Below are 21,930 nucleotides of genomic sequence, written 5' to 3'. Positions count from 1 at the left end.
CCTTTATTGATTTAAAAGGGTTTGGCGGTGGCCGGAAAAAGACCGGCCAGCATTCATGACTTTTTCCTGGGCAGGCTCCAGGCGAAGAAAATCTGCTGGGTCCATTGCACGCATTTGAAGAGCAAGAGGCTTACAGCCGCGAGGAAGAACAGCCCGGCAAACGCCTGGGGAATCTTGAAGAACGACGTCGAAAACTGGATGAAGTAGCCCAGCCCTTTTTCAGCGGCGACAAACTCGGCCACCACCGCGCCAATGATTGCCAGAGTGATAGCGACTTTCAGCCCACTGAAGATATGCGGAATCGCGTAGGGAATCCGGATTTGCCAGGTTTCACGGCGGGTGGGGGCGTCCAGCGATCGACTGAGTTCAATCAGTTCGGCGGGCGTTTCGTTGATGCCCGTTGCGGTTGAAACAACCAGCGGGAAGAACGTCAGCAGACAGGTGATCAGTACCCTCGAGGAGTCGCCGGAGCCCATCATTACGATGATCAACGGCGCGATGGCCACCACCGGGGTGGACTGAATGACAACCAGCACGGGGTAGAGCGTGCGTGAAAGCAGCTCGGAACGCATCATGAAGATCGCCAATGGGATACTGATCACGATGGACAGTCCGAACCCCATCAACGCTACCCGAAGCGTTGCCCACAGATGGTCAAGCCATCGGCTCATTTCGACTTCAAAGAACGCATCGACGATGACCGAAGGCGCGGGTAAAACGTACGTCGGCAGTTCAGCGATGCGGCAAAGCGCTTCCCAGGCCAGCAGCAGGGCGATGAAGAAAATCCAGGGGGCGCAGGTGAGCAGCGCATTGCGCAGCGAGCCGTCAGGCAGCTTCTGGCTCATAGATATGCTTCCTTATGCGATCTGTCAGCTCGCTGAAGCGCGGCTGCTTGATGGTTTCCGGAGACCGTGGGCGCGGTAGATCAACGTCGATCAGATCCAGTACCGAGCCGGGGCGCTTGCTCATCACCAGTACGCGATCGGCGAGCAACACCGCTTCGGATATGGAATGGGTGATGAACAGAACCGTCTTGGGGTTCTCGTCCCAGATCTTGAGCAGGTCGAAACCGATCTGCTCACGCGTCATGGCGTCCAGTGCGGAGAACGGCTCATCCATCAACAGAATGTCCGGGTTCAACAATAAGGCCCGAACGATCCCGACCCGCTGCTGCATACCGCCGGAAAGTTCGTCCGGCATCTTCTCGGAGAAGGCTTGCAGCCCCGCCATTTCCAACAGTTCCTGTGCGCGCTTCTCATCCTCTCGGCCGTAACGGCCAAACTTGTGTTTGAGCGGGAAGAGTACGTTTTTGCGCACTGACAGCCAGGGCAGGAGAGTGGGCTTCTGGAAAACAATCCCGACGTCGTCCCGCGGGCCGCTAACCTGTTTGCCGAAGACGCTGACCTTCCCCTCGCTGGGAACCAGCAGTCCAGAGACCATGCGCAATAGCGTCGACTTGCCGCATCCAGAGGGGCCGACCACCGCTACGAATTCATGGCGGTTGATCTCGATGTCTATATTTTGAACTGCCATCGGAGCGTCTGGTGCCGGATCATAACGATGCCCGACACCATCCATCCGAACGAAGGCGCGCTCGGAGTGTTGCTTCATATCAATCTCACTCGGGAATGAAGGTACGGTTGACGACTGTTTCGGGATCCAGCGATGACTCGGCCAGCTCGTTCGCTTCAGCCACGTAGGTCCATGTCTGGGCCACGCGCTCAGGCGTCATCACCCCCAATCCATCTGTTTCGCTGAGTTCATTGAAAACCAGCGTCATGGTGTCGCGAATCTGGGCGGCGGCCACGGCAGGGTCGACGTCCGGCACCATCTCCTGGAGATCGGCAGCGGCTTTTTCTGGGTTATCGTTGGTGAAGTGCAGCGACTTCACATAGGCCTTCATGAAGCGTTTGGCGACGTCCGGGCGCTCACTGAGGAATTTGTCACTGGCAACGACCGCTGAGCTGTACAGCTCCAGACCCGCGTCCGACCAGGGCAGAACCCTGATGTTTTTACCGGCGCTAGCGGCTTGAGCCTGAAAGAGCGCAGTATTGGTGACCCAGGCGATGATCGCGTCGGTGTTGCCTGTCATGAGCATCGGGCCCAATGCGCCCGGGTCTGACTTGGTCAGGGTGACTGCGTCGCCGGGCATATCGTTGGCGCGCAGAACCAGTGGCATGAATGCGTTGGAAGACGTGAACGGGGAGGTGGCGACTTTCTTCCCGGCGATATCAGTGATGGTCTTGATATCGCTGCTATCAAGCGTAAAGAAGGCGTGCGGCGCTTGATTGAAAATCATGTAAACCGCACTGACAGGCAGGGTGTCCTGGGCTCGGGCCGCCATGAGCGCGCCGATGTCGGCGCTACCCATTTCTGCCTGCCCGGTAGCGATCTTGGTCAAGGCATCGGTGGAGCCGCGGCTGCTGGAAATGCTGACCTCCAGGTCCTCATCCGCAAAAAAGCCTTGCTGGACGCCAACATAGACCGGCGCTTTGTCGCCCCCTGGCAGCCAATCCAGCTGAAATGTCACCTGATCGGCCGCGAGAGCCGCGCCGCTACCGGCCAGGGCGATAGCTAATGTCAGAATTTTCGACGTTTTCTTCAACACGATCTTGCTCCTTGGGAGAAATAACCTGACCGATTAGGCAGGTTTCTTGTAAATGGCAAAGCAAGTACCGGGCCATGCTACCCAGCGGGTCGAAGTGCGCAGGCGCAGCGGCTTACAGGCCGCAGCGGGCATTTGGCTGCTCAGATACGGGGCGATTGGTCCGTTTTGGTGCACTCGACCTGCCAACAGCGCGCAAAGATTTCGCCTCTCTGATACTGCTCAGGGCCTGACGCCGATCTGCCAGTCCAACGGTCAGAATGCCGAGTGCGATCAGCACGAAGCCCAGCACGTCGCTGTTTGATGGCTGCTCACCGAGAAACAGCGCTGAGGACCACAGGCCGACTGCCGGGACTGCGGCGGAACTGAGCGACATGCTTACCGCGGGCAGTGAGCGGATTGCCGCCACCTGCGCGGCGACACACAGGCCGGAGGCCACCGTGCCGCTGAAGATCAGCGGCCACAGGAAAGAGGTCTCCCAGACGATGTCGGCGGGACTCTCGAAAGCGAGGGCGATCGGCGTCAGCACCAGTACCGAGATCAGCAGTTGCCAGGGGATGAGCGAGAGGACGTCGCCGTGCCAGCAATGGCGCCGCACGTGAACCAGGCCGGCAGTCCATACCAGGGTACCGAGCATGATGAGGCCGCCGCCGATCAGCACATCCGGCTGACTCCAGCTCAGTGATCCCGGGTTGAATACCGTGATCAGCCCCACCAGACCGAGCGATACCCCGAGCATGCGCGGCAGGGTAAAGCGTTCACCGAGAAACAATGCCGCGGCCGGCACCACCCAGATCGGCGTGGTGTATGCCAGGATTGCCGCCCGGCCGGCCGGCAGGAACTGCAGGCCCAGGGTAACCAGCGCGATGAACGACATGTTCTGCAGCACCCCGACCGAAAAGAGCACCGGCCAGTCCCGACGGTCGGGCAGCCGCAGATTACCCATGGCGGCGGCGATGATGAACATCGTCAGCGTGCCGAGCAGCATGCGGATGGCGGTGAACAGCAGCGGCGGACTGTTTTCCAGGCCGAGTTTCAGGATCGGGAAGTTCAGACCCCAGGCCAGTGCAACGAAGGCCAGCAAAAGGTAGCCCGTGCGCCAGGCATAACGCGGAACAGGTATTAAAGAACGATTGGTCATGCTGGTACTTTCCTTGTGATGGACCGGTTTGCTGGCGCGAGGAGCGGGCGAACGGGGAGGAGGCTCTAGGACATCAGGCTGACGTGGGCCGAGACCACCCGCCAGCCATCCGGCAGGCGTGCCCAGGTCTGGCTCTGACGGCCGAGGCGGGACGACCCCGCCCGGGTGAACTCGATGTTGGTCACCGCAAAGTCCCGTCCGAAGGTGGTGATCCCGCGGCGCGCTACGTCGCGCTCGAGATTGCCCGCCGGGCGCCCCTGCCGAAAGCGCTGGATTTCGAGGAAGCCATAGAGATTTTCCCCTGCGCCGTAGCGCACCGTCCGTTCGTTGTTCCAGAACAGGCGGTCCAGTACGGCGGTATCGTTGCTCACCAGCGCGCGTTCGTACTCATCGAACACTTCGGTTAGCTCTGCCAGAGTCTCTGGATGATTGATCTGCATGCGGTTTCTCCGTTGTGGTGAGGCGCTATTTGCCGCCCCAGTGCACAAAGCGTTTTTCGGTGATGATGAACAGCAGGTTCATCGCATAGCCCAGCGCGCCGGAGGCAATGATTGCGACGTACATGTCGGGCATGTCGAAGATCATCTGCGCGTTCATCACCCGCTGGCCCAGGCCATCGGTCGAGCCGATGAACATCTCGGCGACGATGATGATTACCAGCGCCAGGGACACCCCGGAGCGCATGCCGACAAAGACCTGTGGCATGGACTCGAGCAGGGTCACGTCGGTCAATACCCGCCAGCGCGGCGCACCCATGACGCGTGCCGCCAGCTGCCGCTGCTTGCGTGCGCCCATGACTCCATAGGCCACGTTGAACATGATGACCAGCGCAGCGCCAAAGGCGGCAACAGCGATTTTGGTCGCTTCGCCGACCCCGAAGATCACCAGAAACAGTGGAAACATGGCCGAGGCAGGCGTTGAGCGAAAGAAGTCGATGGCAAACTCGATCGACTCGTAGAATTTCTGAGAGGCACCCAGTACCACGCCGAGGGGGACGGCGATGACCACCGCGATGCCAAAGGACCAGAGCGTCCGCACCACGGTCTTGGCGAAGTCTGCCCCCAAGGTGCCCTCGGTCAGGCCGATGATGAGCGCGTTCCAGGTTTCAGCCGGGGAGGGCAGCAGCACCGGGTCCACGGCCCGGGTGGCGTGGATCAGCATCCACAGGACAATCAGCGCGACTACACCGATGAGCGGGCGAAGCCGGCCGAACGAGGCGACGGTGATCATCGGCGCACCTCCCGCTGGAATATTTCCAGCGCGCGAGACTTCACCTGGATGAACTGCGGCTGCACCGATGTATCTGCAGTCCGGGGGCGTGGCGCATCGAACATCAGGCGCTCGGCGACACTGGTGGGCCGCTTGGTCAGCAGTAGAACCTCATCGGCGAGCAGAACTGCCTCGTCCAGATCATGGGAGACCAGCAGGGTGGTGACCTGGCGCTCGGTCAGCACCTTCTGCAAACGCCCCCGCAGAAACATCACCATCTCGTAGTCCAGAGCGGAGAAGGGTTCGTCTAGAAACAGCACCTCCGGCTCCACCACCAGGGCGCGCATGATCGAGACCAGTTGCTGCTGCCCTCCGGAGAGCTGGTAGGGGTAAAGGTTCAGGTCGAACTGAACCTCGAAGCTTTCCACCAGGCGGTCCAGGCGCGCCTGGGCCTCGCCCTTGGACAGACGCAGGTACTGCAGCGGGTAGCGGATATTATCGATAGCCCGCATCCACGGAAAGATCGCCTCGCGGTAGTTCTGGAACACGTAACCCAGCGTGGTTTCCCGTGCCTCCTTGCCGTCGAACAGGATCTGACCGCTGTCGTACGGCAGGATGCCGGAGATCATGTTGATCAGCGTGCTCTTGCCGCAGCCGTTCGGGCCGAAAATCGAGACGATCTTTCCCTTGGGAATGTTCAGATCGAAGTTGTCGTAGACCGGCGCGCCATCGAAGGTCTTGGTCAGGCCGCGAATGGTGATGTGGGTGCCCTTTGGCAGGTGTGGCCAGGCTGTGCCTGGTGCCTTCACCTCGCTGGCTGGCGGGCCCATGCTGTAATGGTCGGGCATTATTTTCATGGTCTGGTCATCCTTCGTATCAGTAAGCATGGAGGAGGGATTCGGCATCCATGGCGTCTCTGAGAACGCCAAGGCGCTGACCGAGACCGATGAACTTCTGGAAGTCGCTCAGATGGTCGGCATTCAGGTCGGCAACCATGATCATGTTGGACAGGGGGACCGCGGAGGCCAGCTCCATCGGGATGCGCATGCCGGCGGCGAGGTCGGTGCGGGTGTTTTCATCGGTTTCGGCGATGGCTATGGCCTTGGCCCAGACCTCGGCGAAGCGTTTGGCCACTTCGGGGCGCTCGGACATGAAGCGTGAGGACAGGGCGGTGCCGGTGGCAAAGGCGTTGCCGTCCTTGTTATCCAGCAGATAGGTCGCGATGACGCCGGCTTCGACCCGGGTGGCGACATCCTGCGAAACCATCATGGTGGCGGCTGGCTCAAGGGTGTAGCCGCCGTCGAAGGTGCCGGCCTGCAGTACGCTCAGGTGCATGCCCACCGTCTGTTCCTGGATGGTGAAGTCTTCACCCTCTTTCAGGCCGGCCTTTTTCAGCACTTCGCGGGCCGAGCCGATGTTCGCAGGGCCAGGGGCGGAAAACAGCTTCAGGCCGCCCTTGATGTCGGTGAGCTTCTGGATCCCGCTACCGGACCGAGCCACGAACTGTTCCACCCGAAACTCTTCATTCTGGCCGTTCAGCGAGATATAGCGGAGCGTATCGGCCCGGCGGGATTCGATATTGGCGCCTTCCAGGGTGACCAGGTTGGCTGCGCCATCGATGCTGCCCGATACAATCGCCTGAACGGTCAATGGATGGCTGGTCACCGCCACTTCTTCGACCTCCAGCCCGGCTTCCTTGAATAGCCCGTGTCTCTGGGCGATGTAGTAGGGCAACGCGGTTACCGAGGGGAACACGGCCAGCTTGATCTTTTCGAGGTCTGCCGCCTGAGCGGCGGGAAGCAGGCCCAGCGTCAGGGACGCCACCGCAAGACCCTTCAAAAGCGACGCGGTAATGACATTCTTTTTCATGGTAATTCCTTTTCGGTGATGTGACGGGCAGACAGATCTGCGTAGTGGTCAGGGTTGAAGAATGGCTGTCCCGCCACGTAGCGGCGGGATGCGGACATATCCGGCGGAGCGCCGCGTTCCATCGCGCCCTCGAAGGTGAGTTCCAGCTGCACGCCGCTGGGGTCGTAGACAAAGAGCTGCCAGAGGCTGGTGCCGGGTACCAGGTACTCGCGCCAATCCAGCCCGGCGGCGCGCAAGCGCGCAAGGGTTGCGTGATAGCCGCTGCAGGCGAGCGAAATGTGGTCGATTGCCGCGCTGCCGCATTCGGCAATGCCAGCGGGCCCGAGCGCCGGGCCGCCGGCGTAGATGTGAATGATGGCCTGGCCCCCCGGCTGGCCGCAGCCAAGCCAGGCACCGGGATAGCCGAAGTCCGGGCGGGGTACTTCGCGCAGGCCAATGATTTCGCGCCAGAACCAGCGTGTGGCTACCAGGTTCGCGGTCTTGATGGCGATGTGAAACAGACCATGCACGATCAGGCCCTGGGGCGGCAAAGGCTGGGCTGTCATGACGCCTCCCGCTGGCCGCCGCTGGCAAAGGGGACGTCGCGGAACAACTGGGAGAGTTTCGCCAGAAAGGGTGCCTCGGTCTTCCAGCGCGCGCCGGCGACCGGGTCAGCGCCGGCCAGCATGGTGTCGGTTGCGTCCAGCGATAGCTGCATGACGAAACGGATGCGCTCTTCGCGGGCGTCGCTGAGCTGAGTCAGCCACGAGCGGACGTCCAGGTTGCCGGCGGCCACCTCCCATTCCACGAGCGTTGCCGCCACGCAGGCGTCCTCGATCGCCTGGGTTGCGCCCTGGCCCAGGGTGGGCGCCATGCCGTGCGCGCTGTCGCCGATGTACATGACCGGCAGCAGAGGGTCCGCGAACAGGACCGGCGACTCCTGCATGCGCGCCCAGTGGCTGTCGCCCAGGTGGTCGCACATGGCGTTCAGCAGCCATTGCATCTCGGGACTGGGTTGTCCGGAGGCTGGCGTGTAGGTCTGGCGCATGACTTCGGCGGTTCGCCAGGCATCGGGAATCTCGGCGCCCTTGGCGACCGGGAAGGTCGCAGCGATGTAGATGTGCCCTGGCGGTACGCGGAAGGCCAGCAGCCGGTGAGGCCCGTTGAACCATTGTCCGTAATCGTCGATCAGGCCGTTGCTGGTGTCCTCCACCAGGGTGCGGATGATGGCCACACCAACATGAACCGGTTCGGGCGCACCGGAGAAGGTGGCGCGCGTCTGCGAATAACGGCCGTCGGCGCCGATCAGTAGGTCGATGCCGTCAAGGCTGTGCTCCGCGCCATCCTGCGTCCAGGTTACGCAGGTCTTTCCCGGGCTGGTGTGGCTCGGAGCAATACTGGAGACCTGGGCGCCGTAGCGGATGACGTCCCCTGCGCCCTGGCGCAGCACGCGGTAGAGCTCGGACCAGCGAATACGGATTCCCGGGTTGTCCGCCACCTGGCTGAGCGGCAGGTCGAACAGCACCTGACCGTCGGCCAGTGATAGCCGCCAGCTGTCCCACGGCAGGCTGGCCTGGAGGACCTGTGCGGCCAGTTCGGGGTCGGTCAGTTGCAGCGCCTTGATGGCGTTTGGCCCGACGTTCAGGCCGGTACCCGCCTCGGAATGATCGTCCGGCAATACCTTTTCGAGACAGTGAACCTCGAGCGCTGGCAGCCTTGAAAGTCGGCGGGCGAGAATGGATCCGGCTACGCCTGAACCGATGATCATGACCTTGAGTCTGTTCATGCTTTTTGTCCTTCCATCTGGGTCATTATGGGATTCGCGGCCATTGCTGGTTCCAGGGCGAGCAGGACTCGTACGCCTGCCCTATTGCCAACAACAGGGCATCTGCACCTTTCGGGCCAACCAGCTGAAATCCGACCGGCAAGTCTGCGGGGTCCCGCGCTGCGGGCAACGACAGGGCGGGCAAGCCGGCGGCATTGGCGAAGGCGGTGAATACGGCATGACCGCGCCCGTCCACCGGCTGGCCGGCAATGTGCGTCGGGTGGGTATCCGCGGCGGGCCAAGGCATGGCGGCCGAGGTGGGAGTAAGGATGAGGTCGTAGTCCTGCAGCAGCCCTGCCAGGTGGCGGCGCATGTCGCGTACCTGCTGCAGGGCATTGAACAGTTCCACTGCGGTGGCCGCGCGGCCGCGCTCCAGAATGCTGCGTATCGGCGGGGTCAGCAGATGCTCCGGAGCGTCCTTGCCCTCCAGCACCGCTGCCAGCCCGGCGGCGCTGAGCACCGGCCAGCTGCGCTGGTTGAAGGTGTCGATCACCTGCGGCGCGGGTTGCCGTTCTACTCTGTGTCCCAGGCCGGTGAGCACCTCTGCCACCGCATCGACGCGCTCCAGAATGGTGCCGTCCACCGGCCGTTGACCGATCTCACGCCAGTAGAGAATCCGCCGCGCGCCGCTGTTGCGTTGCGCTGCGTCCCAGTAGGCAGCGGGCGCATCACTTATCACCCGCAGGGTGGCGGTTAGGTCGGCGACGGTCCGAGCTATCGGACCGACGACCTCCAGCTCCGGCAGGATCTCCGGCAAACCCCACTGGCGAGGGACCACGCCGCGGCCTGGCTTCATTCCGGCCACGGCGGTGAATCCCGCTGGCCGGCGTATGGAGCCGCCGCCATCGGTGCCGAGGGCGAGCGGGCCTACACCGCTGGCCACGGCGGTGACCGCTCCGCCGCTGGAGCCGCCGGGTGTCAGGCTTCGATCCCAGGGGTTTGCGGTGGTGCCGGACAGCGGGTTGCTGGTATAGCCGTGTAGAGTGAACTCGGGAACATTGGTCTTCCCGAAGATGGTTGCCCCGGCGGCGCGGAGCCTGGCCACTGGGAGTTCATCGCGCTGTGGCCTGTACCCGGCATACAGGTGGCTGCCCCAGCAGCAGGGCAGCCCCGCCACGGGAATGTTGTCCTTCACGGTAACGGGTACGCCATCCAGAGCGGACAGGGTTTCCCTGCGCCGCCAGCGCTCTGCGCTGTCGCGGGCGGCCTGCATGGCTCCGTCACGGTCAAGGGCGGTCATCATGTTGCAAGCTGGCTGGACACGGTCCATGTGTGCGAGCACGCTTTCGAGCACGTCGCAGGGGTCGCATTCGCCCGTCGCAAACAGCGTCTGCAGCTCGTTTGCCGAATACATCCACAGCGGTTGCGACCTGTTCATCAGAGGTTGCCCACACTGGCGATCACGGCGATAAGTCCGCCACCGTCAGGGCCCTGATGCTCCGCACCGCCCGAGACGAAAATCTGGCCGTGGCCAATGACACTTGCAACGACGCCGCCCAGCGCTCCGCGTACGTGACGCTGGGCATTGATGTCGATGTCGTCGAGCATGGTGTGTCGGACGCCGCGGATATGCCCGCGGCGATCGGGTTCGCATTTCACCAGCACCCCTGCCACGCGGGCGCTTTCTGCCGGCGGCAGCTGCGGCGCCGGCTTCAGCCCAAGCCGGCCCAGGGCGGTCATGACCGCACTGAGATCCAGGGCGTCCTGCATGGGCTCGCAGGCCATGCGCAGTGGGCCGTGCCAGTGTCGACTGTGGCCGAGTACCACGACCTCGTTGACGCTGACTTCGACACCCGAGGAAATGCTGGCCTGGGAGCAGAACCGGGAAAAATCAGCCAGCAGGCGTGCTTCCTGCTGTGCATCATCCTCGATCTGGCCGAGCGCCAGGGCGACGCCGAAGGCGCCAGCGGCGCGGGCATAGGCCATTGATCGGTTGGCATCCGCCGTCAGCACGCTGTGCCCTGCGGCGACAGCGGATTCAGCCCGGGCCGAGGTGACGCAAGGACACTTGACCTGCACGAAGGCCACCTCGCCTGGATGCTCGATCAGCGCGTCGTCCATCGCGGCACGCACGGCATCGGCAACCGATCTGACGTGCGCCCAGCGACCGATATCCTGCGCCGGAACCACCGGGCTCAGGGCCTTGCCGAGGGCCAGTGCCGGTCCCGCTGGCGCCTCGGCTGCGGCGGAGGTGCGTACGAAGACTAGGTAATGGGGGCTGAGAACGCCCTCGGTGCCGCCAGACAGAATGCAGGGAATGCTGTCCTGCAACTGCTGGCTGGGCGTGCCGGAGTGTCTGGCAAGCAGGTGGAACAGGCTCTGGGTGAAATAGCCGCGAGTGAAGTCGTTGACGCCGCCGTTGCCCTCGGTCTTGCCGATGACCGCTGCGACCTCGGAGGCGTTGATGGTGCCCGCATCGAGTAGCGCGGCTAGCCGTGATACGTCCCCGGGGTGCGCCATCTCCAGGCGGAAGACGCGCAGCTCGGGGTGGGTTTCGTTGGTCAGGATGTCGTTTTTCATGGGCTCAGTATTGCCAGAGCCAGCGAGCACGAATAGGTCAATAATTATCTCGAGGCGAGCACAAAATGTGTGCGCTCAGTCGTGCTCTTCCTGCAGTTGGGCGACCAGCATGTCGATGAACGACATGGCTGCAATCGGCAGCATTCGACCCTCTCGACAGCCGAGCACCAGCCGGCCGTTGACCAGTTCACGGTCCGTCAGCGGAATCGATACCAGTTCCCCGCGGCGGGTCTCCTGGCGGGTGCCGATCTGGTACTGAAAGCTGATCGCGCCGGTCTGATGGGTAAATTCCTTCAGGGTCTGCATGGTGCTGGCCTCCAGCACCACCTTGAGTGACATGCGCGTGCGCGCCACCAGCGCGTCGATCAGCCGCCGGCTGCCGAAGGAGGGCAGCCCCAGCGCCAGGGGCCAGGCCTGGCAGTCCGACAGTCTCAGGCTGGTCTTTGCGGCCAGGGGATGGTCTGGCCGGACCATCGCGCACAGGGGCTGGGGGATGGCAGTGAGAATTTTGAGACCCTCCAGATGGGTCGGGTCGTGGGCGAGGACCAGATCGACGTCGTCGTCCATCAGGCCTTCGATCAGCATATCGGTAACGCCCGAAACCAGCTGGAACTGCACGCCGGGGTGGGTTTGCTGGTAGGCATTGATCAGCGTGGGGGCAAAGTCCGTGGCGACTGATTCGGCGCAGCCCCAGCGTACGGTGCCGCGGATCAGTCCGCGCAATTGCTCGATCTGCGAGGTGGCCGAGCGCAGGTCGCTCAGGGACCGCCGCACGGTATCGAGCAGCACCTCGCCCGCCGCGGTCAGACGCACCCCGCGCGGAAGCCGCTCGAACAGAGGCGTGCCAACCTGCTCCTCGAGCTCTAGAATCTTGCGGTTCACCGCTGTCGACGCCACGTTCAGGCTTTCCGCGGCCTTGCGGATGGAGCCGGCGCGAACCACGGCATCCAGATAAACATAGGCTCTGGGCGGTCGCAGCACTTCAATCTCCTTCTGGAAAGAGCGAGCAAACAGTGCAAGTTTGCAGCCAACCTGCAGCGGCTGAGTTATCCGGAACGAATATTGCTTTTTGTTAGCAACACCATGATCGATAGCTAGCAGAATAAGGAGCAAAGCATGTTGGCAGAATCCCGCCGGGGGGTTATCTGTACGCCTCATTCCGAGGCAAGTGCTGCGGGTATGCGCATTCTCGATGCAGGGGGCAGCGCAATTGATGCCATGCTGGCTGCCAGTGCCATGCTTGCGGCGGTCTACCCGCACATGACCGGGTTGGGCGGCGATGCCCTATGGATGATCCATGACGGCCGGGTGCGCACCATTATGGGGATAGGGCAGGCCGGCCAGCGGCTTCCCGAAGGCGGTGCCATCGCCCTGCGCGGCCCTGCGGCCGTTGCGACGACCGCTGGTGCGCTGGCCAGTTGGCAGATCGCCCATGACATCAGCCGGCACCAATGGGGCTCTCGTCTGGGCTGGGCCGACCTGCTGGGCGAGGCTGCGCAGACCGCCCAGCGCGGCGTCGAGGTTTCGGCTTCCCAGCTATTCTGGCAGGGCCGGCGCGAGGCGATGATCGACAGCCTTCCGGACCTGCATGTCCTGTGCAAGGTCGATGACCGTTGGCTTGCAGTAGGCGACACACTGCGTCAACCGGCGCTGGCCGATACCCTGACGCACCTGGCCAGACATGGGATCGCTGATTTCTACCAGGGCGACATTGCCCGGACGCTGGTCGAATCCTTTGACAGGCTCGGTTGCGGGCTGACGCTGGCCGATCTCGAGGCGACCGCGGCCGAGGAGATGGAGCCCATTTCGATACGCTATCGCCAGGGACGCCTCTTTAACGTCGCACCGCCCTGTCAGGGTCTCTATACCCTACAGGCCATGCTGGCGTTGGAACATAAGGCGGTCGCGGCGTGCGGCAATGGCAGCGCGCGCTACTATCATTACCTCGTCGAAGCGATCAAGCAGGGCCTGCTGCGTCGCAATGGTGAATTGTGCGACCCCCGGGCTGGCGGCTGGCAGTATGCAGCCACGCTGTCGCCCGCACAGGGCGAGGTGTACGCGGCGGCCATCACCGATGACCGGGCTGCGCCCTGGGCAGAGCAGGGGCAGCCGGCCGACACGGTCTGGATGGCTGCGACCGACGCCCAGGGGCGTACGGCCTGCCTGATCCAAAGCCTGTTCCATGATTTCGGCTCGGGTTGCATCATGGGCGACACCGGCGTGCTCTGGCAGAACCGGGCGGCTGGCTTCGCCGCCGATGTGAACCATCCCAATGCCTGGGCGCCCGGCAAGCGTCCGGCCCACACCCTGAACCCCTCCTGTTACCTGGCCGATAATGGTCGGCGCCTGTTCTTCGGGACCCAGGGCGGTGACGGCCAGCCACAGACGCAGATGGTGCTGGCGACGCAACTGGTTGATTTCAATCAGCCGATTGACCGCGCCCTGCGCATGCCGCGCTTTCTGTTGGGGCGCAGCTTCTTCGACAGTACCGATAACCTCAAGCTGGAGTCGGACATTGATCCCGAGACGGTCGCCGAGCTGGCCAGACTGGGGCATGAGGTGGAAACCATTCCCGCCCGGAGCCCCTTCACCGGGCAGGCCGGAGCCATTGCCATCGAAGTGGATGGTATCCGTCGGGCCATGCATGATCCGCGGGGGCAGGGAACCAGCCTTGGGCAAGCGGACTGACCGCGACCGCGCAGCAGTTGTCTGCCGGGGCCGACCGAGGGGATAATGCATTCTTTTGCTAGCGATCGCGCCAATGTCGGCGTCAAGCTAGTTCCTGCATGAGGTAGGGAATGGATGCAAGAACCGCCACCAGCAAGCAGCTCGAGGTACAACGCATCGTCGATGTGTTGTCCCGAGCCATCGCCCAGCACCGCCTGCGCCCCGGTACCCGTCTGGTCGAGGCGCAGATCGTCGAGGCGCTGAAAGCCAACCGCAATCACGTGCAGGCAGCACTGCAGCGGTTGGCCTTGCAGCGTATCGTCACCATCGAGCCGAACCGTGGGGCGCTGGTTGCCCAACCGGATGCAGCCGAAGCCCGCGAGATCTTTGTGGCGCGACGCGCCATCGAGCGGGCCATCATCGAGTGCATCACCCCTGCGGCCATGCGCAAGTATCGGCAACAGATTCAGGGGCACATTCAGAGCGAACGCAAGGCCACCAGCGCCAACGATCGACGGGACATCGTGCGCGAGCTGAGCGAATTTCACCTGCTGCTCGGCCGTGTCAGCGGTAACCAGGTGCTGAGTGAAATCCTCGCCAACCTGATGGTGCGCAGCTCGCTCATCGTCGCTCTGTATCAGCGTAACGACGTGCCTTCCTGTGCCTCGGACGAACACGAGCAAATCATTTCCGCGCTGGAGCAGGGCGACAGGGAGCGGGCGGTCAGAGCGATGATCGCGCATCTGGACGAGCTTGAAAGCCAGCTCGACCTCGATGGCTCCCTCACGCCTGAGGTCGATCTGCGCAAGGCGCTGGCCGACCTCTAGCGCCCGGTCGCGTCGGGCTTCAGCAGGCGCGGCGCGGCGCGTTCGAACGTTTTGCGTCCGCCCTTGAACCCCATCAGAGGCGGGCTGATCTCCGCAATGACGGCAGCGCCGCTTGGTGCATCGAAGACGCTGAAATCGGCCTTGCAGCCGGGGGACAGACCGTAATCAGGCAGGCGCAGCAAGCGGGCCGATTCGCTGGTAATCCAGCCGAGGCAGTTCAGCAGTTCCCTTGTGGTGGCCAGCTGCGACACGTTGGCGAACAGGTTCGCCTGCCGTACCAGCGAGGCGTCCCCGTAGGGTGTGAAGGGATTGCCGATATTGTTGGTGGACAACGAGCAGGTCACGCCGCCTTCATGCAGCCGGGCCAGTGGTGCAAGGCCCCGGGGTATGTCGTGAAAGTGTTCGCGGCCTGTGAGAAACAGGTCGGTGCTGGGCAGGCAGGTGACGTTCACTCCGGCCTCCGCCAGCGCGCTTACGGTACGCGCCAACCGGTCCCAGGGCAGGGCGGACAGCTTGGTAACGTGCCCCACGGTGACCCGGTGAGCCCAGCCATGCCGGTTGGTACAGGCGATCACCTCATCGATCATCATCTGCTCCGGATTCAGATCGAAATCCAGGTGAAAGTCCAGATCCCGGTCATGGAGCGTCGCCAGCTCGAACAGGCGATGGATCTGCCCGACGGGATCGTCGTCGGTATAGGGGCATCCGCCGAGCACGTCCGCCCCCAGCTCCAGGGCGGCGCACAGCAGCGTCTCCGTGCCCGGGTTGTTCAGCAGGCCCTCCTGCGGGAAGACACAGATTTCCAGCGTGACGGCCCAGGCATAATCTGCCTGCAGGCGTCTGACGGCGTTAAAGCCGGTCAGTCCGATCTGCGGATCGATTTCCACGTGGGTGCGCATATGGGTGGTGCCCTGCAGTATCGCCTTCTCCAGCACCCGTGCACCGCGCTCATAGACGTCGCTCGCGGTGAAAGAGGCCTTGGCCAGGCGAGTCTGGGCTACCGCTTCTGCCAAGGTGCCCTCGCAGAGCTGACAGCGTTCCATGATGCAGGCCTTGTCCAGATGGATATGGGTTTCCACCAGGCCGGGCAGCACCAGCCGACCCTCGAGGTCCAGCGTCTCGCAGGGTGCGTGCGCGGGGCCGAAGGTACGGGTGAAGCGCCCGTTTTCGATCAGCAGTTCAGTCGTGCTGCTCGCATCCAGGCGGGCATTGATCAGGCGCAAGCGGCTCATGCGGCGGTCCCTTCACCCAGATAGGCCGCTTCCAGGTCGCTGTCACCGCGCAGGGCTTCGGCGCTACCGGACTTGACGATGCGGCCGGTTTCCAGCACATAGGCACGGTCGGCTACCTGCAGGGCGAGATTGGCCATCTGGTCGACCAGCAGCAGGGTCACGCCTTCATCGCGCAAGGCTGCAAGCGCGTCGTACAACTCCCCAATCATGGCGGGAGACAGGCCGAGCGAGGGCTCGTCGAGCAGCAGAATCTTTGGCTTGGCCATCAGTCCACGGCCCACCGCAACCATCTGTTGTTCACCGCCGGACAGCAATCCTGCCGGGCTGTCGATGCGGTCGCGCAACCGCGGGAAGCGCTTGAGAATGGCCTCAATCTCGGCGTCCGCATCATAGGTGCCGGTACGGGAATAGGCGCCGAGCATCAGGTTGTCGCGTACGCTCAGTTGCGGGAACATCTGCCTGCCTTCGGGCACCAGCGCCAGACCCCGCGCGGCAATCGTGCTCGCATCCAGCGACTGGATGCTTTCGTCGTCGAGCAGAATCGATCCCGACCTGGCCCTGTGCAGCCCAGCCAGGCATTGCAGGATGCTTGACTTGCCCGCGCCGTTGGCACCAAGGATGGCGATCAGCTCCCCGGGATTGACCACCAGGTTGACCTTGTCCACCACCGGCGCAGCGCCGTAATCAAGCACCAGGTCCTTGATGTAAAGCCGCGCATCACGCGAGCCGGCCCAGGGTTCTTCTCGGGGTGGCGCCTGATAGCTGGTGCCGCCGAGATAGGCCGCTACCACCCGCTGGTCGTTGCGGACCTGCTCGGGCGTGCCCCAGGCGATCGGCTTGCCCGCATCGAGTACGAGGATGCGTTCGGATACTCCCATGACCAGCGACATGTCATGTTCCACCAGGATCACGGCGATGTTGAAGCCGGCCAGAACCCGCAGCAGCACTGCCAGGCTCTGCTTATCGCTCAGGCTCAACCCGGCGGCCGGCTCGTCAAGCAGCAGCACCCTTGGGCGTGACGCCAGTGCCCGGGCTATCTCTACCAGGCGGCGATCCACATGCGCCAGATCATCGGCCGGCGTGTTGACCGAGCCGCTATAGCCCACCAGAGACAGCAGTTGCAGTGCCGTTTTGTGCTGGGAGGCGGACGCGCCTTTGAGGGCATTGCCGAGCCGCCCCTGCTGCATGCCGACGAGAATGTTCTCCAGCACCGACAGCTCGCCGAACAGTTGTGTGGTCTGATAGGTACGGGAAATGCCCGCCCGGGCGACACGCCAGGCCGCTTGGCCGGCGACGTCGTGGTCCAGCGTGATGCTGCCCTGATCCGGCGCGTAGAAACCGCTGATCATGTTCAGCACGGTGGTCTTGCCGGCGCCGTTGGGGCCGATGATGCTGGTGATGCTGCCAGGCGGGGCGTCCAGGCTGACTGCGTCAGCGGCTCGCACGCCGCCGAAGCTGATTCCGATATCCTTTACCTGCAAGCCCGAGGTGTCCTTGCCCTGGTCAAGGAACCGGGTCACGCGAGTCATGTCCGGCTCCGCGGGTGCCGGCTCCTGGGCCGGACGCATCCACAGCGTCGCGGCGGTGCCCAGCAGTCCCCTCGGCGCGACCCAGAGCACACCCAGCAGCAGCGCGGAGAAAAGCAGCAGCCGGTACTCGGCCATGCCAGACAGCATCTCCGGCAGCAGGACGATCAGCAGCGCGCCGAGCACCGGCCCCAGTACTGTCCCCGCGCCACCGACGATCACGGCCAGCACGAACAGGATCGACTGGGTGAACGGGAAGGACGCAGGATTGATGAACATCATCAGCGGCGCGACCAGGGCGCCGGCAAGTCCGGCAAGCAGCGCGGACAGGGCGAAGGCCAGGGTCTTGGTCTGCACCGGGTTGAAGCCGAGGGAGCGGGCGGCGATTTCCGAGGCCTTGACCGCGCGCATCGCTGTGCCCCAGCCGCTGGTGCGCAGCCGCTGGTAGAACATCAGGCTGACGGTCATCAGGGCGGTGGATCCCAGCCCCAGGATCACTGCCGGGTCAAGGGCGCCGATCTCCGGCAGGGGAATGCCCATCAGGCCGTTGGCACCGCCGGTCAGCGAGCGCCATTCCACCAGCCCGTGATGCACCACCATGGCGAAGGCGATGGTGATCATCGCCAGGTAAGGTCCCTGCACCCGCAGGGCCGGGATCGCCAGCAGCGCTCCGAGCAGACCGCAGGCCAGCGCCGCGGCGCTCATTGCCAGGCCCAGCGGGAAGCCGGCCATGGTCAGCAGTGCAGAGACATAGGCACCGATGGCGTAGAAGGCGATGTGGCCGAAGGATATCTGCCCGCTCAGGCCAATCAGAATGTTCAGCCCGGCCCCGACCACGACCGTCAGGGCGAAAAAGCTGAATACCAGCAGCGAATAGCTGTCGAGCGTAAGCGACATGGCCACGCCCGCCACGGCGAGGGCAGCGATGGTCAGGGGGACCAGCAGTGTGCGTTTTGAAATCATACTTTCACCAGTGTCTTGCTGCCGAACAGACCATCGGGACGCAGGGCCAGGACCAGGATCACCAGGGTAAAGGTGAATATCTGGGTAAATGCCGAGCCGAAATAGAGGATGACGACCGCTTCGACCAGCCCGAACAGCAGGCCGGCCATGAACACGCCACTGGCACTGGAAATGCCGCCCAGGATCGCCACGGCGAATGCCTTGAGGCCGAACAGGGTGCCCATTTCGGCGCTGACGTTGAACAGGGGAGCGATCAGCATCCCGGCGATGGCGGCGAACACGGCGGAGACGGCGAAGGCTGCCGCGACCACCCTATTCACCTGAATACCCATGAGTCGTGCAGCCCGGGGATTCTGCACGCAGGCTTCAAGTACCTTGCCCAACCGGGTGTAGCGGCGCACCAGCAGTAGCGCCAAGGCGATGGCCGCTCCGATCACCGGAATGAGGAGCTGCAACCAGGAAATATTGGAACCGAACAGATCCACGGTGGCGTTTGCCAGGGTCGAGGTGAACTGACGAGGCTCCTTACCGAAGGTGAACATCGCCAGGTTATCGACCAGGATGCCGGCGGCGACTGTCGCCATCAGCCAGGCCTCGGAGCCGCGGGAACTGAATGGCCGAACCAGAAAGCGTTCGATGGCCAGACCGTAAACCGCGCAGATGGCCAGCGTGGCCGGCACCGCCAGCCAGATCGGCCAGCCCCAGGTGATGTAGAAACTGTAGCCCAGCACCGCGCCCACCATCATGGCGCTGCCCTGGGCAAAATTCACGGTCCGCGAGACCACATAGGTTATGTGAAAGCCCAGCGCCAGCAGGGCATACATGCTGCCAAGCCCGAGGCCGGTGATGATGGCGGCGGTAATCATGCAGAAACTCCTTCGAGGCGGCTCCGTATCCGAAGCCGCTGTACAGCGTGCTCAGGGTTTGACGGGGATGATGTTGCCGTCAACGAAATGGGTGAACACGTAGTCCTGGGGGCCGAGGGCGTCATGCTGCTCCGGCGTGAAGGGCTGGTGGTATTGCTTGATCAGGCCCGCGTAGTCGTCGATCGCGTAGAAGGCATCGCGCACCTCGGTACCTGCGGTGGAGCCGGCCTTTTCAATTGCCAGGGCCGCCAGGTGCATTCCGTCGTAGGCGTTGGCGATACCGACCGCGGGGGTGATATCCGCCAGGTTCTTGATTTCCGGATAGCTGGCTTTAAGCGCGCTCAGTACTGCTTCGCCCTTGGGACTGTTGTTGTCCGTGAACACATAGGTCTGGATGAAGTGCACACGGCTGGCGTTGGGGCCTGCCAGTTCGCTGAAGCGGCCACCGGCCGGGCCCCAGTGGGAAATTACCGGCACATCCCAGTTCATCCGATCAAGCGACTTCACGACCTGAGCGGAAGGTCCGACATTACCGACCATCAGCAGCGCATCTGCACCGGCGCTGCGCAGTCTGGACAGTTGAGGCACGACGTCCAGGTCGCTGTCTTCGATTCGCTCGATGCCGGCCCAGGGCATATCGCGTTTTTCCAGCGCATGGCGAAAGCCGATTTCGTTGGATTCGCCCCATGGGTTGTTGATGAGGATCATGCCCGGCTTCTGCATGCCGTACTCGGTCACGCCATATTCGACCAGCGCTTCATCGACCAGCTCGTCCATGGCGGAGACGCGGAACACGTAATTGTCCTTCGCACCATTCTGGGTAATAGTCGTCCCCGCCGCCCAGATGCCCATGAACGGAACCTTCATCTGGTTGACCAGCGGCACGATGGCCAGCGAAACAGGCGTGTCCAGGCCGCCAAAGAGCACCGTCACCTTTTCTCGCTGCACCAGCTCGCGTGCCGCAAGCATGCCCTTGGCCGGATTGCTTTCATCGTCCCGACGCACCAGTTCCACAGGGCGTCCGAGGATGCCGCCACTGGCGTTGATTTCCTCTATGGCGATCGTCAGGCCGCGGGTCAGGGCTTCGCCAGACTTGGCGGACTGCCCCGACAGGGCTGCTACCAGACCTACCTTGATGGGCGTTTCGGCCTGGGCCGTGCTGAGCATCAGCATGCCGAGTGCGGTAGCGGCCACGGCCCGTGGCCACATGCGCCGCAGGGGTTGCAGTAGTTTCACGATTTTCTTTCTCCTTATCGCTAGCAGTTGTACGATTCTTGCTAGCAAAATAAGGGCCAGGGGGAAAACCGGCGAAAATCAGTGCCTTTCGCATATAGCCCGCATGAAACCGCACATATATAGTGCGTCACGCACCGCGGAAAGGCGCAAAAAGATTGCGATGATCGCGTTACGATGGAGAGATACTTGTGGAACTAGAGAATGAAGCAGTACGGATTGTTAGCGATTTTCTGACGGCGTCCATGATTCCGGACCCGGAACGAGCAGCGACTTACATGGCTGAGGATGTGTGCATCACCTTTACCGGTGGACGCCACATGCCTGCGGCGCGGGATATCAGCGCTTTTAACGCTGGCCGTTACGCCTGGGTGAAGAAGCAACTGGGCCAGTTCGACTGGACCGAGCGCGAAGATCACACCGTGGTTTATTCGAACGGCACCCTCTACGGTGAGTGGCCGGATGGACGTACCTTCAGTGGCAATCGATACCTGGACCGGTTCGAAGTGCGCGGCGGCAAGATCACGCGGATGGATGTGTGGAACGACAGCGCCGAATGGATTCTCGAGCCCGACATCGCCAGGCCCTGATGCTCAGCGAGACGCGGAGCCCTTGCCGGAGTTCAGCGCGGAGGCTGGCTGCGGCGGGGTGGCGATGTCTGTGCCGAGAAATTCGCCGGGGGTGAGGCCGGTCTGCTTGCGAAAGGCGGCGATGAACGCCGATGTCGAGTCGTAGCCGCAGGCCAGCGCGACATCGGTAATGCGCTGGCGCTGCTCAAGGAGGGGCAGGGCGCTGAGCAGGCGCAGCCGCTGTCGCCAGGCTCTGAAGGTAAAGCCGGTTTCTTGCAGAAAGCGTCGTGTCAGGGTCTTTTCCGACAGCCCCGCGGTTGCGCCCCACTGCCCGAGCGTGTGCGGCAGATCGGGCGCCGCATACAGCGCCTCACACACGCGCTGCAGTTGCTGGTCGGCAGGCCAGGGCAGATACAGCCGGGTCTCAGGTGCGGCCTGAAGCTGATCAAGAAGCACGCCGGCGATCCGCCCGTGGGGGCCCTGTTCGTCATACTCGGGGGGAATCTGGCCGAAGTGGTTGATCAGTTCACGGGTCAGCGGCGTTATCTCCAGCACCTTGCAATGGGCCGGGGCCCAGGGGATCGCCTGCGAATCGAGGTACAGGCTGCGCATTTCGGTGGCGGGCGAACTGATCACCGCGTGCGGCAGCTCCGGCGGGATGAGAATGGCGCGCTGCGGCGGCGCGAGAAATCGCCCGGTTTCGGTATGGACTGACAGGACGCCGCGGATGGCATAGGACAGTTGCGCCCAGGGATGGCTGTGCCATTCGGTGGTGGTGCCCGCCTTCAAGGATTCTACCCGGGCGAACAGGGGCCTGGGCAGGGCGGTCAGGGCAGGAATGGCTCGGGGCGTCAGCCCAGATTGTCCGTTTCTCGACATTATGTTGGCTTATCGCGTTA

Annotated in this window: 21 protein-coding genes; 3 read left to right on the top strand and 18 right to left on the bottom strand. The window is 63.2% G+C overall.

Going from position 1 to position 21,930, the window contains the following annotated elements; all coding sequences use genetic code 11:
* Window positions 1–53 precede the first annotated feature (53 nt).
* The 13 genes from FZE95_RS16610 to FZE95_RS16550 form a co-directional block, all read right to left on the bottom strand.
* Window positions 54–845: an ABC transporter permease gene (locus tag FZE95_RS16610; RefSeq protein WP_150301996.1), complete on the bottom strand. Its 792-nt coding sequence runs from the start codon at window positions 843–845 to the stop codon at window positions 54–56.
* The gene (locus FZE95_RS16605) at window positions 826–1,578 is read right to left on the bottom strand and encodes an ABC transporter ATP-binding protein (protein WP_317845787.1); all 753 of its coding nucleotides are present in this window, start codon (window positions 1,576–1,578) and stop codon (window positions 826–828) included. Before FZE95_RS16605 ends, FZE95_RS16610 begins: the two co-directional genes overlap by 20 nt.
* A gap of 40 nt (window positions 1,579–1,618) precedes the next feature.
* Window positions 1,619–2,608 carry an ABC transporter substrate-binding protein gene (locus FZE95_RS16600; RefSeq protein WP_223825103.1) on the bottom strand — a complete coding sequence of 330 codons (990 nt, stop codon included), beginning with the start codon at window positions 2,606–2,608 and terminating at the stop codon, window positions 1,619–1,621.
* Between the two features lie 112 nt (window positions 2,609–2,720).
* Window positions 2,721–3,689: a DMT family transporter gene (locus FZE95_RS16595; RefSeq protein ID WP_263398694.1), complete on the bottom strand. Its 969-nt coding sequence runs from the start codon at window positions 3,687–3,689 to the stop codon at window positions 2,721–2,723.
* 122 nt (window positions 3,690–3,811) lie between these two features.
* Window positions 3,812–4,186 (bottom strand): oxalurate catabolism protein HpxZ, encoded by a 375-nt coding sequence (gene hpxZ / locus FZE95_RS16590; protein WP_150301993.1) that lies wholly within the window; start codon window positions 4,184–4,186, stop codon window positions 3,812–3,814.
* Window positions 4,187–4,211: 25 nt separating this feature from the next.
* The gene (locus FZE95_RS16585; protein WP_150301992.1) at window positions 4,212–4,976 is read right to left on the bottom strand and encodes an ABC transporter permease; all 765 of its coding nucleotides are present in this window, start codon (window positions 4,974–4,976) and stop codon (window positions 4,212–4,214) included.
* Window positions 4,973–5,812: an ABC transporter ATP-binding protein gene (locus FZE95_RS16580; protein WP_223825102.1), complete on the bottom strand. Its 840-nt coding sequence runs from the start codon at window positions 5,810–5,812 to the stop codon at window positions 4,973–4,975. Before FZE95_RS16580 ends, FZE95_RS16585 begins: the two co-directional genes overlap by 4 nt.
* Window positions 5,813–5,831: 19 nt before the next feature.
* Window positions 5,832–6,824 (bottom strand): ABC transporter substrate-binding protein, encoded by a 993-nt coding sequence (locus FZE95_RS16575; RefSeq protein WP_150301991.1) that lies wholly within the window; start codon window positions 6,822–6,824, stop codon window positions 5,832–5,834.
* On the bottom strand, window positions 6,821–7,369 hold the full coding sequence (locus tag FZE95_RS16570) for a VOC family protein (protein WP_150301990.1): 549 nt from the start codon (window positions 7,367–7,369) through the stop codon (window positions 6,821–6,823). Before FZE95_RS16570 ends, FZE95_RS16575 begins: the two co-directional genes overlap by 4 nt.
* A complete protein-coding gene (locus tag FZE95_RS16565; RefSeq protein WP_150301989.1) occupies window positions 7,366–8,589 on the bottom strand; it encodes a Rossmann-fold NAD(P)-binding domain-containing protein in 1,224 nt (407 codons plus the stop codon). The genes FZE95_RS16570 and FZE95_RS16565 overlap by 4 nt, the downstream gene beginning before the upstream one ends.
* A gap of 25 nt (window positions 8,590–8,614) precedes the next feature.
* On the bottom strand, window positions 8,615–10,006 hold the full coding sequence (locus FZE95_RS16560; RefSeq protein WP_150301988.1) for an amidase: 1,392 nt from the start codon (window positions 10,004–10,006) through the stop codon (window positions 8,615–8,617).
* Window positions 10,006–11,148 (bottom strand): cyanuric acid amidohydrolase, encoded by a 1,143-nt coding sequence (atzD, locus tag FZE95_RS16555; RefSeq protein ID WP_150301987.1) that lies wholly within the window; start codon window positions 11,146–11,148, stop codon window positions 10,006–10,008. The genes FZE95_RS16560 and atzD overlap by 1 nt, the downstream gene beginning before the upstream one ends.
* A 75-nt stretch (window positions 11,149–11,223) precedes the next feature.
* Window positions 11,224–12,129: a LysR family transcriptional regulator gene (locus FZE95_RS16550; RefSeq protein ID WP_150301986.1), complete on the bottom strand. Its 906-nt coding sequence runs from the start codon at window positions 12,127–12,129 to the stop codon at window positions 11,224–11,226.
* A 135-nt stretch (window positions 12,130–12,264) separates the two neighbouring features.
* Here FZE95_RS16550 and FZE95_RS16545 point away from each other — a divergent pair, with 135 nt between their 5' ends.
* Together FZE95_RS16545 and FZE95_RS16540 are read left to right on the top strand one after the other, a co-directional pair.
* Window positions 12,265–13,836: a gamma-glutamyltransferase family protein gene (locus tag FZE95_RS16545; protein WP_150301985.1), complete on the top strand. Its 1,572-nt coding sequence runs from the start codon at window positions 12,265–12,267 to the stop codon at window positions 13,834–13,836.
* Window positions 13,837–13,946: 110 nt separating this feature from the next.
* Complete coding sequence (locus tag FZE95_RS16540) at window positions 13,947–14,642, top strand: GntR family transcriptional regulator (protein WP_150301984.1); 696 nt, start codon at window positions 13,947–13,949, stop codon at window positions 14,640–14,642.
* On the opposite strand, the gene FZE95_RS16535 is transcribed toward FZE95_RS16540, so the two are convergent.
* Genes FZE95_RS16535 through FZE95_RS16520 form a run of 4 tightly spaced genes read right to left on the bottom strand, consistent with a single transcriptional unit; the run spans window position 14,639 to window position 20,465 of the window.
* Window positions 14,639–15,874, bottom strand: a complete 1,236-nt coding sequence (locus FZE95_RS16535) for an amidohydrolase family protein (protein ID WP_150301983.1) — start codon at window positions 15,872–15,874, stop codon at window positions 14,639–14,641. The genes FZE95_RS16540 and FZE95_RS16535 overlap by 4 nt on opposite strands.
* Complete coding sequence (locus FZE95_RS16530; RefSeq protein ID WP_150301982.1) at window positions 15,871–18,363, bottom strand: branched-chain amino acid ABC transporter ATP-binding protein/permease; 2,493 nt, start codon at window positions 18,361–18,363, stop codon at window positions 15,871–15,873. The genes FZE95_RS16535 and FZE95_RS16530 overlap by 4 nt, the downstream gene beginning before the upstream one ends.
* A complete protein-coding gene (locus tag FZE95_RS16525; RefSeq protein WP_150301981.1) occupies window positions 18,360–19,229 on the bottom strand; it encodes a branched-chain amino acid ABC transporter permease in 870 nt (289 codons plus the stop codon). Before FZE95_RS16525 ends, FZE95_RS16530 begins: the two co-directional genes overlap by 4 nt.
* 51 nt (window positions 19,230–19,280) lie before the next feature.
* Window positions 19,281–20,465, bottom strand: coding sequence for an ABC transporter substrate-binding protein (locus tag FZE95_RS16520; protein WP_223825101.1), 1,185 nt, complete (start codon window positions 20,463–20,465; stop codon window positions 19,281–19,283).
* Window positions 20,466–20,653: 188 nt separating this feature from the next.
* Here FZE95_RS16520 and FZE95_RS16515 point away from each other — a divergent pair, with 188 nt between their 5' ends.
* Window positions 20,654–21,052 (top strand): nuclear transport factor 2 family protein, encoded by a 399-nt coding sequence (locus FZE95_RS16515; protein ID WP_150301980.1) that lies wholly within the window; start codon window positions 20,654–20,656, stop codon window positions 21,050–21,052.
* 3 nt (window positions 21,053–21,055) lie between these two features.
* On the opposite strand, the gene FZE95_RS16510 is transcribed toward FZE95_RS16515, so the two are convergent.
* Window positions 21,056–21,910 carry an AraC family transcriptional regulator gene (locus tag FZE95_RS16510; protein WP_150301979.1) on the bottom strand — a complete coding sequence of 285 codons (855 nt, stop codon included), beginning with the start codon at window positions 21,908–21,910 and terminating at the stop codon, window positions 21,056–21,058.
* Between the last annotated feature and the right edge of the window lie 20 nt (window positions 21,911–21,930).

This window comes from Pseudomonas profundi (assembly GCF_008638305.1).
GTDB classification, from domain to species: Bacteria; Pseudomonadota; Gammaproteobacteria; order Pseudomonadales; family Pseudomonadaceae; genus Halopseudomonas; species Halopseudomonas profundi.
This window is presented reverse-complemented; position numbering and strand designations above follow the sequence as displayed.

Bases quoted from the DNA above. Each gene is read 5' to 3' on its own strand.
- FZE95_RS16610 (WP_150301996.1), bottom strand. From the start codon at position 845: ATGAGCCAGAAGCTGCCTGACGGCTCGCTGCGCAATGCGCTGCTCACC.
- FZE95_RS16605 (WP_317845787.1), bottom strand. From the start codon at position 1,578: ATGGATGGTGTCGGGCATCGTTATGATCCGGCACCAGACGCTCCGATG.
- hpxZ (WP_150301993.1), bottom strand. From the start codon at position 4,186: ATGCAGATCAATCATCCAGAGACTCTGGCAGAGCTAACCGAAGTGTTC.
- FZE95_RS16585 (WP_150301992.1), bottom strand. From the start codon at position 4,976: ATGATCACCGTCGCCTCGTTCGGCCGGCTTCGCCCGCTCATCGGTGTA.
- FZE95_RS16580 (WP_223825102.1), bottom strand. From the start codon at position 5,812: ATGAAAATAATGCCCGACCATTACAGCATGGGCCCGCCAGCCAGCGAG.
- FZE95_RS16575 (WP_150301991.1), bottom strand. From the start codon at position 6,824: ATGAAAAAGAATGTCATTACCGCGTCGCTTTTGAAGGGTCTTGCGGTG.
- FZE95_RS16570 (WP_150301990.1), bottom strand. From the start codon at position 7,369: ATGACAGCCCAGCCTTTGCCGCCCCAGGGCCTGATCGTGCATGGTCTG.
- FZE95_RS16565 (WP_150301989.1), bottom strand. From the start codon at position 8,589: ATGAACAGACTCAAGGTCATGATCATCGGTTCAGGCGTAGCCGGATCC.
- FZE95_RS16560 (WP_150301988.1), bottom strand. From the start codon at position 10,006: ATGAACAGGTCGCAACCGCTGTGGATGTATTCGGCAAACGAGCTGCAG.
- atzD (WP_150301987.1), bottom strand. From the start codon at position 11,148: ATGAAAAACGACATCCTGACCAACGAAACCCACCCCGAGCTGCGCGTC.
- FZE95_RS16545 (WP_150301985.1), top strand. From the start codon at position 12,265: ATGTTGGCAGAATCCCGCCGGGGGGTTATCTGTACGCCTCATTCCGAG.
- FZE95_RS16540 (WP_150301984.1), top strand. From the start codon at position 13,947: ATGGATGCAAGAACCGCCACCAGCAAGCAGCTCGAGGTACAACGCATC.
- FZE95_RS16535 (WP_150301983.1), bottom strand. From the start codon at position 15,874: ATGAGCCGCTTGCGCCTGATCAATGCCCGCCTGGATGCGAGCAGCACG.
- FZE95_RS16530 (WP_150301982.1), bottom strand. From the start codon at position 18,363: ATGATTTCAAAACGCACACTGCTGGTCCCCCTGACCATCGCTGCCCTC.
- FZE95_RS16525 (WP_150301981.1), bottom strand. From the start codon at position 19,229: ATGATTACCGCCGCCATCATCACCGGCCTCGGGCTTGGCAGCATGTAT.
- FZE95_RS16510 (WP_150301979.1), bottom strand. From the start codon at position 21,910: ATGTCGAGAAACGGACAATCTGGGCTGACGCCCCGAGCCATTCCTGCC.